Origin of the sequence: Bradyrhizobium sp. SZCCHNR1051 (assembly GCF_032489615.1) — a bacterium.
Taxonomy (GTDB): Bacteria; Pseudomonadota; Alphaproteobacteria; order Rhizobiales; family Xanthobacteraceae; genus Bradyrhizobium.
Genome location: NZ_JAUEYJ010000040.1, coordinates 1 through 15,803 on the forward strand (window position 1 = coordinate 1; position 15,803 = coordinate 15,803).

General features: G+C 62.1%; 9 protein-coding genes. 4 read left to right on the forward strand and 5 right to left on the reverse strand.

Annotated elements, in window-relative coordinates; genetic code table 11:
- Positions 1-237: 237 nt before the first annotated feature.
- Both QW868_RS32445 and QW868_RS32450 read right to left on the reverse strand, forming a co-directional pair.
- Positions 238-711: a hypothetical protein gene (locus QW868_RS32445; RefSeq protein WP_316232466.1), complete on the reverse strand. Its 474-nt coding sequence runs from the start codon at positions 709-711 to the stop codon at positions 238-240.
- A 118-nt stretch (positions 712-829) separates the two neighbouring features.
- Positions 830-1,201 carry a hypothetical protein gene (locus tag QW868_RS32450; protein ID WP_316232467.1) on the reverse strand — a complete coding sequence of 124 codons (372 nt, stop codon included), beginning with the start codon at positions 1,199-1,201 and terminating at the stop codon, positions 830-832.
- A 627-nt stretch (positions 1,202-1,828) separates the two neighbouring features.
- Between QW868_RS32450 and QW868_RS32455 the strand changes: the two genes are divergently transcribed.
- The 3 genes from QW868_RS32455 to QW868_RS32465 are packed head-to-tail and all read left to right on the forward strand — an operon-like array spanning position 1,829 to position 7,874.
- Positions 1,829-3,598 (forward strand): amino acid adenylation domain-containing protein, encoded by a 1,770-nt coding sequence (locus QW868_RS32455; protein WP_316232468.1) that lies wholly within the window; start codon positions 1,829-1,831, stop codon positions 3,596-3,598.
- 14 nt (positions 3,599-3,612) lie between these two features.
- A complete protein-coding gene (locus QW868_RS32460) occupies positions 3,613-7,047 on the forward strand; it encodes an AMP-binding protein (RefSeq protein WP_316232469.1) in 3,435 nt (1,144 codons plus the stop codon).
- Positions 7,044-7,874, forward strand: coding sequence for a 4'-phosphopantetheinyl transferase family protein (locus tag QW868_RS32465; RefSeq protein WP_316232470.1), 831 nt, complete (start codon positions 7,044-7,046; stop codon positions 7,872-7,874). The genes QW868_RS32460 and QW868_RS32465 overlap by 4 nt, the downstream gene beginning before the upstream one ends.
- Here QW868_RS32465 and QW868_RS32470 read toward each other — a convergent pair.
- Both QW868_RS32470 and QW868_RS32475 read right to left on the reverse strand, forming a co-directional pair.
- Positions 7,869-9,008: a phosphotransferase gene (locus QW868_RS32470; protein WP_316232471.1), complete on the reverse strand. Its 1,140-nt coding sequence runs from the start codon at positions 9,006-9,008 to the stop codon at positions 7,869-7,871. The two genes, QW868_RS32465 and QW868_RS32470, sit on opposite strands and share 6 nt — an antisense overlap.
- 185 nt (positions 9,009-9,193) lie before the next feature.
- Positions 9,194-9,874, reverse strand: a complete 681-nt coding sequence (locus QW868_RS32475) for a phytanoyl-CoA dioxygenase family protein (RefSeq protein WP_316232472.1) — start codon at positions 9,872-9,874, stop codon at positions 9,194-9,196.
- A 145-nt stretch (positions 9,875-10,019) separates the two neighbouring features.
- Here QW868_RS32475 and QW868_RS32480 point away from each other — a divergent pair, with 145 nt between their 5' ends.
- A complete protein-coding gene (locus tag QW868_RS32480; protein ID WP_316232473.1) occupies positions 10,020-11,318 on the forward strand; it encodes a PLP-dependent aminotransferase family protein in 1,299 nt (432 codons plus the stop codon).
- Here QW868_RS32480 and QW868_RS32485 read toward each other — a convergent pair.
- Complete coding sequence (locus QW868_RS32485; RefSeq protein ID WP_316232481.1) at positions 11,289-15,788, reverse strand: condensation domain-containing protein; 4,500 nt, start codon at positions 15,786-15,788, stop codon at positions 11,289-11,291. The two genes, QW868_RS32480 and QW868_RS32485, sit on opposite strands and share 30 nt — an antisense overlap.
- Positions 15,789-15,803: the final 15 nt, after the last annotated feature.

Genomic DNA, 15,803 nt, shown 5'->3' on the forward strand with positions numbered 1-15,803 from the left:
CGGCTGCGCTTCATGCTCTGGTCCTCGTTGGGGCCAGAACGAACTTCAAGCTGGATTAAGCCCGAGGGGCAAGGTCACCAGAACGGGCCCAGATTAACATTCACGTTTAGTCTGGGTTTAGTCTGGGGAAGTTTTCGTCACATGCCGGCGCAATTTCCAAACTTTCAGAGGCCGATCTTCCAACGGTTCGGGTGCGCAAGGTTCCAAGTGCTCCAGCGTACATCTGCCGTCGGACTCTCACGTTGTAAATCGCCTCGACGAATCGAGCGGAGATCTCGTCACTAGACGCGGCTGTGATTGCGGGTTGATGAGCTTGTTTGTGATCGAGCTGGACCGAGGACGGCGCACGAGATCGGCAACGCGATCAAGAAGGAGATCATAGCCGGTCGCTGGGTCCGGTTCGATCGCGGCATTTCCTGCTGGTATCGTCTTCATCATTTCTGGAGATGCATCGTTGCCAAAGTCCGCGGGAGTAGCATTGCTTGCTCTTATTTGCGCAGCGGCCGCGGTGGCGACGATAGAACGGCAAAGGTATTGGTGGTTGTCGATCATGACCGGGTGTTGGGCCAGTAAGCTGTGAAACTCATTGAACTTGGCAGGCAGGACTCGAACCTGCGACCAGACCGTTATGAGCGGCGGCCTGCCGATCGGCATTGTTGATTTTTCTGCGTTTTCTTCCAGTTCCGATCGCGTTTGCTGCGTTTCGTTCACGTCCTTTCTGGTGCGAAACTGGAGCGGTGTGCAAACCAATCCTACAGATTTCGAGCCGCGTCTCGGCGAACTCCAGGTGGGAGACTTCGGGTCCCGGCATCCCTTCGAAGGCGTTCGGTTAATCGCGCCGCCGGGCCCGCTGATCGAGACCGACGATTAGAAGATCGCCGGTCGGTTTGCCGGGTTCCCTCGCTTCCAACGGGTCGGCATTCTTCGGCGTGAAGAGCAGGGCCGGCGGCGAGGGCAGCGTCGAATGGCCTACGGTGCCAAGCAACGCCGAATGGATGGCGTCGAAGGAGGGATTCGTGGCCGGTCGCTCGAGCTTCGCGGCCGCGTTTTCCCCGCGCCGCCATCGGCGCAGCGAAGCGGCCGCAATCGCGATCGCACCGGCGCAGTGAGGCCGATCATAGAGAGCACGACGTTCCGATGGATGACGTCGTCCATCTATCGGATACCCCTCCCACAACTTCGCAAGGAAGAGGTATTGCATGCCGATGGGGTGACGGCGATTGCCAAGGCAGCCGCACGGTCCAAAATTCCAAAGCGAGACAGCAACTGTGCCGGATGTACGAGTTTCATTTCTTCGGCCCGACCTCGTTCATTGGGGACGCCTCCGCGATGCTGGCGGCTTTGGTCGGGCCGTTATCACGTCAGCAACGAAGTGGAAGGGCCGCGTTCCAGGGGAGGCGGCGCATGTCTGGTTTTCGTCAAAGGCAGGATACAACGATGCGCCCGCAACAACGAGACCGAGAGCGACGCGCCCGCGGATCGGCGCCTTCGCGTTGGTACTATTTCGGCTCCGGAGGCACGGGCTCCGCCGGAAACTTGACTTGAGACTCCGTCGCTTCGTCCGCAAGGTTGGTCAGTTTATCGCAGTGACCCATGGCATTTCCATTGACGGGTGTCGCATTTCCTCGATGCACCCTCTTGATTGATGGAGCCGGCCGCGCAATGCTGGGTAGAGCCGTGTCTGCAGAAGGGATGCCGAGCCGCTAGGCGCAGTCCTCAAGCGAGCCGGTTCGAAACGCAGGCAACATGGCGAGCCCGATCCCCGCGGACGGGGGGACAGGATAGGGCGCAGTAATCGGTTCGAGAATGGGACGCGAGCATCGTTACGATGAGGGACGAGTGTAAAGATGACCTTGTCGCGGACGTCCCGGAAGCGTGCGGCGTTCTGATCGGCAATTGTTGCGAGTTCGTGGTGGCCGCGCTTGCGATCTGGAAGGCGGGCAAAACCGTTGTCTTGCTGGACCCGAATTGGCCTGAGGAGCGATTGGCCATGGTGGTTAGCGCTTGTCCAATCACCCAGATCGTTACAATCGAGCCCTTTAGACAGAAGGCGGCAAACATCTTGCCGCCTTCTGTCGTCACGATCATCGACCTTGAGCCTGAACTAACTCCGCTTGCGGCATCGTCGCCAAAAGGAGCCATTCCAGGCGGTCGGCATCCGGACACTTCCGCGTACGTAATATTCACCTCCGGGTCGACCGGGCGTCCCAAAGGCGTTCCCATCAGCCATGCCAATCTCGCGCAACTCCTAGCATGGCAGCAGGGTGCCTTCGATCTCGGCCCGCAATACACATCGCTTCAACTTCTTCCGGTTACCTTCGACTTCGGTTTCGAGGAGGTGCTAAATCAGGTCTGCTTCGGCGGCCACGTTCACTTCGCCGAACCCGCAGAAGCGATCGATCCTGAGCGTTACGCCCGGAAGGCAGCAGCCATCGGCGCCAACCTGCTCTATGTCACGCCGTCGCAACTTGAGTTTTTGCTTTCGGTGCTGGATCTGGAAAACTTCCGCATGATCCTGATCGGCGGCGAAGCCTTCCCTTGGCGACTATGGGACCGGCTGGCCCCGGCGCTCACCTCCGAGCGGCGCATCTTCAATGGATACGGTCCAACGGAAACAACGATCACGGCTACGGCCCACCGGTTGTCGCCTTCCGACCGATGGAAATATGCCACCGCGCTTTCTGTGCCGATCGGGGTGCCCTGCGCGGACAGTCGTATCCATATTGTCGATCCCGCCGACCAACTCTGTCCGCCGGGGGTGCCGGGAGAGATCGTCATCAGCGGTGGAGGGGTATCCGCCGGATATCTCGGCGCCCCTGCGGAGCAGTCGGCCCGCTTCGGATTTGTTCGTTTCAGCGCTTCAATGCAAACGTGGGCTTTTCGCACCGGCGATATTGCGAAGTTTCACCACGACGGCCTGATCGAATTTCTCGGACGGAGTGACGGCCAAGTCAAGGTGAATGGCTTTCGGGTAGAAACCGAGGAGATTGCCGAAGTCCTTCGTAGCGCTGGCGCACTGCAAGTGGTTGTCGACCACGATCCATCCGGTGGCAAGCCAAACCCGCTTGCGGCCTACTGTATCTTTGAGGCCGGGACCGGGACGAATCTCCGCGCGCTGTACCGGGCCGCCGCGGCGCGGCTGCCCATTTACGCGCGCCCCCGTATCGTTCAGGTCGATGCTCTGCCTCTTACTCCTAACGGCAAGCCCGACACTGCGACGTTGCGGGCTCTTCACGGCATCCGTGCGGTCGAGGACACCGGCCTTGCCGCAGGCGCGAAAGCGCGGTTGCTGAAGGATGAAATCCTAGACGTCTGGCGTCACTTGCTCAGTGCTCCTTTTCTGGCCCCGCAGGATGATGTTTTTGAATACGGCGCGAATTCGTTGGTTATTCTGCAGGCGCAAAAGGACATCGAGCGCCGCGTCGAACTGCGGATCGAATTGCCCGCCTTGTTTACCTATCGCAGTGCAGAGGCGCTGGCCGAGCATTTGCGCGATGTTACCTCTCACGATTCCGCGGCGCCGGACGCAACACCCAGTCGGCGCAATGCACTCGCTTTCCAGCGGCTTCGCCGACGCCGCGCGGTACCGAGAGAGTAAAGTGAGGTGACGCCATGGCGAGCCCGCAGTCAGTGATCACAGCGCTTGCGCTGCATGCGGCCCGCACGCCGGAGAAGCGTGCCTTCGGCTTTGTGGGGAACGATGGGGAGATCGAGCGTTCTCTCGGATACGCGGAACTACTGGGCGTGGTGAGCGCGGCCGCAGAATCCTACCGAAGCCGAGGGCTCCGGAAGGCGGACAGGGTCGTCGTCAGTCTGCCCGCGGGGTTGGAGTTCGTGGCAAGCTTCTTGGCTGTGCTTGCCGCTGGCGGCGTGGCAGTGCCGTTGCCGGCTTCGTCGGGACGTGGGCGCGCCGGCCGCGTTGGTGCGCTGATCCGCCAGGCGGCACCCCACTTCTTGATCTCGGCCCAAGCCGGGCCGGACCTTTATCGGGCAGACGCTAGGTCTCTGCAGCCTGCCGATTTGGACGCTCGGCGCTACTCCGTCCTCAGCCCGGTCATAGACGGCGCATCGGACGACGACTTGCAGGACACGCCGGCCTATCTTCAGTACACCTCGGGCTCGACCGCTGTGCCAAGGGCAGTGGAGGTCACCCATGGCATGCTTGTGCACAATCTTGAATGCATCCGGACTGCTTTCGAGCATGACAGCACGTCCGTTTTCGTCAGCTGGCTGCCGCACTACCACGACATGGGTCTGATCGGAACGATCCTGCAGCCGCTCTATTGCGGGGCCACCAGCTATCTTTCTGTGCCGGCCCAGTTCATTCGCAGACCCCTGTCTTGGCTGCAGGCGATCAGCGACAGGGGCGCCACGACGAGCGGAGGTCCGAACTTTGCTTACGAACTGTGCGTCACTGCCTTGCAGGAGGCAGCGCGCGAACCGGCACTCGACCTTCGCTCCTGGAACGTGGCCTTCAACGGTTCTGAGCCGGTCCGCGCTGCGACGATGGATCGTTTCGCACAGGCGTTCTCCCGTTTTGGATTACGCCGGACAGCTCTCTTTCCTTGCTATGGGATGGCGGAAAACGGGCTGTTCGTCTCCGGCGGCCCGGTAGGTACTGGGATCGTGATGGCCAGCCCGACAGCCGGAAGTATAATTGGCGATTACGTATCTACCGGAAAAATTGGTGAGGGCCAGGTGGTCGTGGTGGTGGACCCGCAGACGCGCATTCGGCTGAACGACGGGAGCGTTGGCGAGATCTGGGTCCGGGGCCGCTCGACGGCGCGGCGATACTTCCGGAACAAGGAAGAGAGTGCGACGCTTCTCGACGCCCGCCTTCAAAGCGGTGAAGGTCCGTTTCTCAGGACTGGCGATCTCGGATTCCTGGCCGAACAGCGGCTCTACGTGACCGGCCGTCTAAAGGACATGATCATCGTCAACGGACGCAATCTCTATCCTGAGGACATCGAGATGATCGCGCTCGAGGTGCTTCCCGGGAAGGGACGTGTACGGGTCGCCGCCTTTGGCGTCGATACACAAGCCAGCGAAAGGGTGGTTCTGCTGGTTGCGGGGCTGTCGTTGCACGGTTCAGAGAGACACAGGGCAATGTTGCGGGTGCGGGAGGCCCTATTCGACGCCATCCAGGGTTTGAATGTCGAGGTACTGAGCACTTCCCGAGCCATGATCCCTGTAACCTCCAGCGGCAAAGTGCGTCGCGCGGTTTGCAAGGAAAATTACCTGAACGGCCGGATCGCGGCGGCGAACCATACTAGCATGCCAGATGTCCTGCGCTCTGTGGTTGAGGTCATTATGGGCCGGTCGGCACAAACCGATGACATGGAGCTCAGTCCGCTTGCCCTCGGCTTCGATTCGTTGTCACTGGCGCGCCTCGCCGAACAGCTCGATCAATCGGGCATTGCGGTGCCGCCTGGCACCATATTGGCCCGGCTGAGCCTGTCGGAGATATCAGCTTTACCACCGCGCGCCGTCGCTGCGGATGCCCAGAGCCAACCCCTCGAACGAGATGAGAGCCCACCGCGGGCCTTGCGTGCCAGCCTCAATCAGCAATCCTACGCCTTTCAGGAACTGACGGCACCCGCGCATCCGCGAGGAGTACTGGCCTTTGTGGTTTCGCTTTCGGGAGCGCTGTCCGATTTGCAGATCGGCGAGGCGGTAAACCTTTTGCTCAGGCGTCACACCGCCTTGTCCCTGCGGATTCGACATGACGGTACGCTGGACGTCGGTGAAGGCATCAGTGTGGTCCACCACCGTAGCGAAACATTCGATGCCGCTAGAGTGCTGGCTGCGACGTTGGTCCGATCGCCCATGCCGCTCTTCGACACCGAGCTGTGCAGGGTTCATCTGATCAGCGCGCCGGAGGCCGTTCTGTTGGCGTTGCAGATGCATCACGCCGTCTGCGACCTTTACTCTCTTGGCATCCTGATGGATGACCTCGGTATCGCCTTCTCCGGGGGAGCGTTCCCGGACCCAGCACCCGATTACCGTGCAGCCGTGCAGGCGCAGATGCGCTATCTGGTCAGTCCGGCAGCAGCCGAGGCCACTCGCCGCTGGAAAGAGCGCTTACGCGGGCAGCCTGTGAGCATCAGCTTTCCAAAGCTGCTCTCGCCCGTCTCCCGCTTCGCCGCGGAGGTGCCGTTTTTGCGTTTCACGATTGGCTCGGAGCTGGCGGCCCGGATCGTCGCGTTCGCCCGCGCCCAGGAGGTCACGATCTACAGCATACTGCTGGTGACCTTCGGTCTCGTGCTCTCCCGTTTTTCCCGGCAGGAGCGGATCACCATCGCCTCGCCCTTCCACGGCCGCCGCTTCGCGCAGGACGCGCAAACGGTCGGTCTGTTCGAGAACCTCTTGCCCATGGCGCTGCGGTTCTCGAGCGATCGCAGGTTTAGTGAGACCGTGCAGCGCCAATACGAGCATATCTCCGCAATGCTGGAGGACGGCGTACTTCCTCTGAGCCGTATTCAGCATTACTTCAGCGATCCGCACGCGCTTTTCGAGCAAGGTTTCGACGCCATGTTCACCCTGCAATCGGCTGCGGGGCGGAACGCCCGCGCCTTGTCGTTAGCCAGCCTGCGCACGCCGAATCTCCGTCTCGATCTCGGACCACTCACGGGAATCGTGATCGAGACGACGGAGATCGCGATAGAGGCCAGCCTCGATCTCTGCGTCACAGCAGGCGATACGATCGACGGCTATCTTGCCTACCATCCTGCGAAAGTCTCTGGCGAGACCGCGCGGCGGCTTCTGACGGCCTTCGAGTGCATCCTCGCCGCTGCGATGGACGCGCCGGAAACGCTGGTCGATCATCTTCCCGTTCTCGGCGAAGATGACCGTGCGATGCTCGAGCGGTGGGCAGGCGGAGCAGGCTCGCCACATCCCCATCGCATGGCACTAGAGCTCTTTGAGGCCGCAGCGGCGCAGTTTCCGCATAAGCCAGCCGTATCCGATGAGCGGAGGATGCTCAGCTATCGCGAGCTCAACATGCGGGTTGACCGATTGGCCGATCGGCTGCGCGAACACAAAAAATGATCGAAGGAGCGCACATCGGTGGCGTCTTCGCGACGGAGGTTCTGTCTCCTGACGCCTTCTGGCGATCGGTGACGGAGCGTACCGAGCTCGGCTGCCATGTGCTGCTGGTTGATATATCTGCGCGGCCTCACGACCTCGACCCTGGAAGAGCGGTGCTCCGCGATCTCCTCTGTGATGCGGAACGGGCGCGGCTGGCTGGCTTCCGGATAGCTGACGCGGCCTGGGAGTATGAAGCGAGCCATGTGGCGCTGCGGTTGGCAGTGGGGCGCTACCTGGAAACGCCCGCAGGCGAAGTCCGATTTCGTAACCCGGCGGATCCGTTTGCGCCGCCGGAGCCGATTGGCGCTGGTTTCCGGCGCTGTCGCGCGAGCCTGTCACACTGTCGGCGTTTCGCGGCGGTCGCACTGAGCCCAGAGCAGGCGGTTGGCATCGATGTCGAATTGTTCTCGCGCGCGGGGGAGGCGCTCAGTGTCGTTCGTCAGTTTCTGTCGGACGTGGAGTTAATGGGGGTGTCCGCGATGCCGAGCGAAAGCCGTCCGGGAGCGTCTCTGCTCGCATGGTGTCTCAAGGAGGCTGCGTTGAAGTCCTCGGGCACGGGTTTCCAGACCGATCCGAGAACCGTGCGGATAGGTTTTCATGCTGGACGGTGGACCATCGGCGCGCCGGCAGTGCTGGCGGTTGGCGAAGTACTCTACTCGTCTGTCACCCTGCGGCACCCGGCAGCTAAAGACGCGTGCGTCGCGCTCGCGCTTGAGCGTGGGCCTGTCCCGGTATTCATGTCCTGTGTAACGCTTCAGGAGCTGGTTGGCATCGCCGCAGGCTCATAGCATAGCGTCGGCGAATTCGGCGATCAGCTCGCAGACCATGCAAAGGCCGATTGCCCTGCGCCCGAGGAAATCGTCGGCGGACCCGTGTTCCTTCGCCAGTTTTTCTCGTGCCTCGTTCGAGTGCGCCGCTCTGAACGTGGCCGGGATTAGCCATGCATATTTCAGCGCCATCGCCAACTTCGCGCTGCGGACAAGTTCGGATGAATCGACGCCAGCGCGCCGCTCACGGAAGATTCCGCAGTATATCGCCAAGGCCTGATCGAGCAGATCAGTCCCTCGCCGAGCCGGCAAGAGGTCATCGACGATTCCGTCGACAATGAAATTGGCTGCGTCAATACCTGCGGTCGAGTCGCCGCAATACGCGAAGTCAATTAGCGTTTTGGGCGTGCTGGTTCCGCACTGCCCAAAGATGTTCGGTTGCCAGAAATCGTTGTGAGAAAACACCTGAGCCTGACTATTGAGATAAGCCAGCGCGCGTTCCGATCTGCGGTTAAGCGCCTCGATCAGCGGTCTCGTTGGAAGCAGTGCATCCACCTCGGCCAAGCCGGTGGGCCGCATGTGCTTACCCGCATTTTCCATGAGCTCGCGCCGGCGATCGTAGTAGACGGTGAGGAACGGCACGCTGGTCGGGCTCAGCGTTGGTGCCGAAGTCATCGCCTGGGCTTCGGCCAGCGAGCCGATGCATGCCATTATCGTCGCCGTGTCCCACGCGGAGGCAGGCGGGTCGGACGAGCGCTTGAGGATGATTTCAGCATGATTCTCGCCCGTCCGAACATGCAGGCAGCAGGCGCTGCTCAGCATCGGCAGGCCGGGCCAAGGCTGTTCACTTGCATAGAAGTCGGCTTCGCGCCGCCAGAAGAATGGATCCGCGGGATCCGCCGTGGCGCGCCAGCGGCCTTCCTGATTGGGTGAAAAGCCGAGACGCTTCAATACGAAATCGGCCGACTTGATCCGGTCCCCTTCGACGAAACGGCACGTCAGCGTTCCAATAGAACGCGTTGCTCCAGCGACGATATTGTGCGCGAAGGCATCGAGTCGCACGTCGATCAGCTCGAACGCCCGAGCGTCCGGCCGGCTCGCCAGAGCGGCTGCTGCAAGCTCCCAATCCGGTGTCGATATATAGTCTTCCTTCATCTCTCGTCCTTCCCGATCGGCAATTGGCGCTTGTCCGGGGTCATCGGCCGCGAGGAGCTTCCAGGGGGAGGGGGCTCTTCCGGGCAGAGTTACGCGGTCCAGACCGGTCGATCAAGCGGCAAGGAGCACGAATGCCACGCGCGGATCGCAATGTGAGTTGCACTGCGCGTGCCGCGCAAGTGCGCTTAGATGACAAGATCCGCGAAGGTCGTGCTGACTCCGCGGTATCCGAATGCGATCGCGCGGCGTGCCTGGGCAGTTTCGTTGGCTGGACTATCGTGCAGAACGAGACCGTCGTGTACGATGACATCGCCCGGATTGAGTTCAAATACCGCTTCCGGATAGGTCTCCGTGTTCTCGGCCTCGAGCGAGCTTCCACGGATTCCGCTTGCGCGGTGCGGCTTGAGACCGGCCTTGTGCGATCCGAGGAAATAGCGAACCGCGCCATTTGTCTTGCGGACCCGGTCGATGGGCACCCAGATGGTCGCTTGCTGCGGAGGATCTACGGCGCTGTAGGCGACGTCCTGGTGCAGCGGGATGCTGCCGCCGCGCCATGCGGGCTTCATGAACGCTTCGACGAACATTGGCCGTGGCGTCCAACCGGTCAGCCGCTCGATCACCTCAAGCATGCGCCGATCCGCCAGGATGTCGGAGAAGTAAGGACTGAATATGTTCATCCAGAACAAGCCGCGCATCGCTTCGCTGTCTGCCTCGCGGCTGTAGAACACGCCGGGCAATCGGGGCACAGTATCGCGCTCGTATTCCTTCAGCGCCGTCGTCAATTCGGAGATCGTGGTGTCATCGAAAAAAGAGCGAATGACGACGGCTCCGTCTTTCTGAAATGCGCTCAATGTCTCGCGAGACATTACCACTCCCTTGCACGGCAACTCCATGTGTGCCCCCGATGGGAACGCAGGCGTCGCTCTGGCGCTTTCTGCTCGGACAGCTTGTGGTATCATGTAAATGCATGCTATAGTAGCGTAGTGGTGCGTCGTGCTCAAGGACCTGTGCATGTTGGAGATATCGGACAGACTGGGCGAGCCTATCCTGGACACGATGTGCTTTCTCAACGATGTCGTCGAGCGCTATCCGGAGGCGATCTCCTTCGCGCCGGGGCGCCCGGCTGCAGAACTCTTCAACGTTGCGCAGAGTCTCGATGTAGTCCGCAAACATGCCTCGGCGATTCTTGGCCGTCGCGACGTGTCACCCGAAAGCGCGCTCAACGAGATCGCGCAATATGGCAGAACGAATGGGATCGTGCACGAGCACGTTGCCCGGCAGCTCATGAACGATGAGGGGCTCTCGGTCGAATCCGAGCGGCTTGTTATTACCCATGGGTGTCAGGAAGCAATGCTGCTCTTGTTGCTGACGGTGTTTACCCCGCCGCGCGACGTCCTTCTGGCGACCGAGCCGGTTTATCAGGGGATTACTGCCGCAGCCCGACTGTTGGGCATTGAGGTGGTGCCGATCAGGCTTCAAATGCATGGGCCGGATCTGGACCAGCTGGAGGACGTGTTGGCTCGCCTGGGCGCTGAACACAAGGTGCCGCGCGCCTTCTACATCATCCCGGATTTCGATAATCCCAGCGGTTATACGACCTCGCTCGAGACGCGTCTGCGGCTGGTGGCCCTGGCGCGCCGCAGGAGCTTGTTGTTGCTCGAGGATTCGCCGTACCGTATGCTGCGCTATGAAGGCCCGCCGTTACCGCTCCTGAAGTCGATTGATCCGGGGCAGGTGGTGCTTCTCGGGTCCTACTCCAAATCGGTCTATCCTGGACTCCGGCTCGGATATCTCACCGGCGATGTTCCCGTCTCCCTTTCGGGTCGAACGATGCCCCTCTCCGAGGTGGTCTCGAAGGCGAAAAGCCTCGTTAGCATCAACACCTCTCCAGTCATGCAGGCCGTGCTTGCCTCGGTCTTGATAGAGGAGCGGCACAGCTTGCAATCCCGCATGGTGGGTTCGGCCTCGTATTACCGGAAAAAGCGCGATGTGCTCCTCGCAGCATTGGATCGCCACTTCGCCGGCAAGCGCGCTCCAGACGTGCGCTGGAACAGGCCGGAGGGGGGATTTTTCGTGACGCTCGAGGGTCGCTTCGCGTTCACGATGCCGGTCGTGGAAGCCTGCGCATCCAGCGCCGGAGTAATCGTCGTGCCGATGTCGCTGTTCGCTTTTGCGACACCGCACGACCGTTCCGTACGCCTGTCCTTCAGCGCCGTTCCGCTTCAGGACATCGACGAGGGTGTCTCAAGGCTTGCGGGTTTCTTTAGCGGTCTCGCGCAATCAGAGCAGCGCCTCAGCAAACCCGCATAAGGCCGCCTCGATCCGCGCGAGGATGGCATCCACCTCCGCTGAAGAGAACACATCGACTTGATAGGTCGCGGTGAGCTCGAGCACATCGCGCCAGCGTTTTAGGTCGGTGGCCAACTCGTAACCGCTGAGCTTGAACTCCGGTGTGTTGCTAATCCATGCCGCCGGTGCATCGAGGGCGGTCAGTGCTAGCGCGCGGCCGGTCACGGCCATCCCGCCATGGTCAAGGAGGCCGAACTGGAAGGCGCTCCGATAGCCTGCGAGGTCGCGCCCGCGGGCCGCGACACAAGCGTCAAGATCAGAGGCCAGCACGTTCTGAAACGCCAACGATTCGGCAAGCCTTGTGCCGACCGCCTGCAGATAGCGGTCCGGCGCGCTTACCGCGATTGCTGTGTCGATATCAACGAGGATGGTGTTCGCAACGAGACCGATCAGAGACTCGACCGCTTCCGAGTCTCGATTGGAGCACATCGTTGCAACTCGCAGCGTGCGTACGCTCGCAATGTCTGCGACGACCGCGGCGTAGGCGGCCAAACCGACGACGAACGGGGTTACCGCCACGCGGGCGGCCACGCGCTCGATCGTCGCAGCGTCGAATTCCCCGAGCCGCCGGCGGCGCCGGCCCACAATGAAGGATGCACGGGACTGGCCGCTGCGCGTCGGATCGAAGAGCGAGACGGCGGCGCCGGCGGTTCGATCGAGGTGCTCCTGATAGGATCGGGCCCGTTCGGAGGGATCGGTCGTGGCTCTAACGCGAGCATAGTGCAGAAAAGAGGGAGAGGCACGGGTCGGGCCATCCCCTGGCATCTGCTCGTAGCGCCGTACGATGTCCTCGAGGATGACTCGTATCGACCAGCCATCCGTGACGATATGGTGGATGTGAATCGCGAGGATCGCGGGCCCCGGGCGCTCGACGATGAGAAAGCGAACCGGCAGGTCGGAGGTGAGGTCGAAGCCTTGGTCAAAGAACTCCTTCAGTCGCATCTGTGCCGCCTCGGCGCTGGCTTCCCGTGCCGTGCCCAACGCGAACTGAGCGTCGATCTCCTCTTGCATGCGTCGGCGCATGATGGGCCGTCCGCGGTCATCCGCCTCGATCCGGACGGTCAACGCGTCGTGCGACTTCATGCAACCGCGGATTGCCTCTTCGAGCCGGGTTGGCTCGCAGGCCTGCGACAGCTCGAAGGCACATGAAACGGTCATCTGGTTGATCAGCGGTAGGTATTGCAAGAGATCCCAGATCCGCTCCTGCTGTGCGGTAAGAGGTGCCGAGTCCGGCGCCTCCGCCAATGGCATCGCGGTGGCGGGAGCGCCGTTCAACAATTCGGCCATGCCGGCAATGGTCGGTCGGGCCATCAATGCTGCCAGCGGGGGGGCTTTCCCGAAACGCTCCTGCAAGTGCAGGCGCAAGCGTGACATCGCCAGCGAATCCCCGCCCAGCGCCATGAAGCTTTGGTCGCCCATGTTGACCGGCCGGTCCAAAACACTGGCCCAGGCCGCTGCGATCATCGCCTGCATTTCCGTTGCCTGAGCGGGCTTCGCGGTCTCTGTGCCGATGCGCTGCGCCAGCCGCGCGAGCACCTTGTGGTCGATCTTGTCGTTTCGGTTGAGGGGTAGGACCGATATCGGCTCGAAATGCGCCGGCACGGCGACATGCGGCAGTCGCGCCGCAAGTCGCGCTCGAAGCGCAGAGATTTCCGGCTGTGGTGCGCCGGGTTTCACCCGGTAAAAGGCCATCAATCGGCGCACGTCCGGCGCGACGTCGTAGCCGACGACAGCGGCCTCTTCGACATTGTCCTCCTCTCGGAGCATCGCCTCGACGGTCTCCGGCATGACCCGCACGCCATCGATCTTCTCCTGAGCGTCATTGCGCCCGAGAAACTCGATGATGCCGTCGCGGTGAATCCGAACCAGATCCCCGGTCCGGAAATAGCGGAACGCCCCGCGGACAATGAAGCGCTTCTGCTGATCCGGCTCGGCGACTGCGTAACGGCCCACGACCGGACCGCCGATCAGCAACTCGCCGGGAGCGCCCACCGGCACCGAACGGCCATTCTCGTCGACAATCCTGAGACGGACGTTGCGATGCGGCCGGCCGATGATTGGCGCTTCGAAGCGATCCTCAGGTCCAATCTCGGCCGAAGCGCAGATAATTGTCGTCTCGGTCGGGCCATAGAGGACGCGAATTCGGCTCTGCGGCCATGCCGCGCGCATCTGAGCAATCAGGTCCGACGAAACCTTGTCACCACCGACCAGTGCCAGGCCCGGTCCGCCCGGATCCGGGCCCACCGCCTTCAAGACCTTTCGCATCACGGCGGGGACCGCATGGAAGACGTTCGCCGTCGTTGCATCCTGGGCGAGTCTTTCAACGTCTACGGGATCGGCGTTGTGAATATGCACATGGCCGCCTAGCGATAGCGGCAGCAGGATTTCGAGCAGCGCGATATCGAAGGCTAGTCGCGCCGACCAAGTGGTGACTGGCCGCGCCGGCATGCCTTCGAAGCGTGCCGCCGCGAGTGTCTCGGCCAGATTGCCGTGACTGATCTCGACGACCTTGGGCCCGCCAGTGCTTCCCGAGGTGAGGACGAAATATGCACTTGCTTCGCTTGGGTTCGGCTGTGCGGGAAGCTTTCCTGGCGCTGCGTCCGCCATCGACTCCAGGTCGAGCCAGGGCAAGTCAAAAGCATTGATGGCCTGCCTTAGGGGACATGCGCGCGGCCCGACACCACAAATGGGCGTTATTCGGCCGAGGCTGTTTGAGATCTCTTCGTCCTCCGACGCTGGATCGAGCAGCACGGCGGCACCGCCCGCCATCCAGATTCCCCATAGCGCGGAGATCGTCCGTGCGTCGCGCGGGCCGGCAAGCACGACCCGCGGGCCGGGTCGATGTCCGGCAACCGCAAAGATCCGCGCGTGCCAGTCACGGGCGTTCTCGTACAATTCTCTGTAGCTCAGGCAGCCTGTTCCGCTGGCAACGGCGAGCTCAGCCGAGAAGCGAAGCACATTTGCCATGAGCTGCGCAGGAACGGACTCCGGGGCAGGATGGACTGACGCGTTGAGGGCCTTGACCAGCCGACGACGCTCCTTCATATGGGCTGGCGGGAAATGGTCCAGAGTTCGATCCGCGCATCGAATGAGGCGGTCGAGGTCTGCGAGGTACCGCTCGCCGAACTCGCGGAGGTCGCGGGCAACGCCGCCGACGGGCTTGGCTTCGAGGCGAAGCGACAAGTCGGCGCCGGACGGCTCGGCAATGATGGACATTGCGAATTGGGCCCGCGCCGCGGTGGGCGAGGCAAAGTGCAGCCGGATCGGCAATCCGCCAAGCTGCACGCGGGCATGCGCTGATATGTCGTAGGAAAGCAGGTTTCGCCCCATCGGGAAATCGGGGCGGCCGGTCGCTGCGGTGAAGGCCTTCCTCAGGTCAGCTTCGGAAAGTGCAGCAAGCTCCAAGGCATCGATAAATGCATCTCGACATCGCTCCATGAGCGATGCAAAGGACAGACCGCGAGCATTCGGCAGCCCCATGAGCAGACGTTTCAGTCCGTAACCGGCAGACGGCTTCGTATTGTCCTGGACGAGAATGGTCGCGAACATGCCGGCCTGGCCTTGAAAGAAGCTCGTCGCCGTCAGGCTCGCCAGCAGTACGTGAAAGCGTGAGCAGCGGAGGCGACGCGCGAGGTCATCGGCGGCGCCGATCACTGCATTGGGAAGTCGCATCGTAAAAAAATCTCTGTCCGTCTGGTTCGTGCCGGCCGCAGTCTGGGCGCAAATAAGCGGCGCCGCATCCGGCGCGATGCCGGCGAAATGCGCCTCGGCCATCGCCAAAAGCTCTATGCGCCGCGCCGGCGTGAGCGTCTCGGCGTTCGCACGCGGCGCGGCCAAGGCGGTTGGCGTCTCCCGGGCGTACATGCCCGGCCCGGAAGCGGCGGCTTGCACGCTCAGGCCAGCCTCGAGCAGATCGAGCAAGATCTTCAGCGATGTCCCATCCCACGCGATGTGATGTGCACACAGCAGCAAAATCCAACGATCGTTTGCCGCACGAAGAATCTCGGCGCGGAACGGCCGCTCTCGCCGCAAATCGAAGGGGCGCATGGCCGCGTTCTGGGCGATGCGGCCCAGATCTGCGTCTTCAGAGAGCCGCCGTTCCGTCAAGGGAATGGCAATGGCGTCGTCGGACGCGGGCACAAGGCCTACGCCGGCGGCCGAGTCCGCGTAGATCGCATCGAGCGTGGGCATCCGGCGAACCGCCCAACGCAGCGCCTCGGACCAGAGCTCGGGATCCATCGACCCGAAAACCTCCAGGGCCATCGCCGAATTGTAAGCGCAGGATGCGGGCTCAAGCGTCTGGTCGATCCATAGACTCTTCTGCATGTCTGTGGCCAACAGGACGCCCGTCGATGGAGGCAGCCGCTCTCGCGCTGCCTCGCCAAGGATAGCGTGGGCCAATTTGGCGCGCCGATCAGATTCTGAGACCATCGCCAACCAATCCTC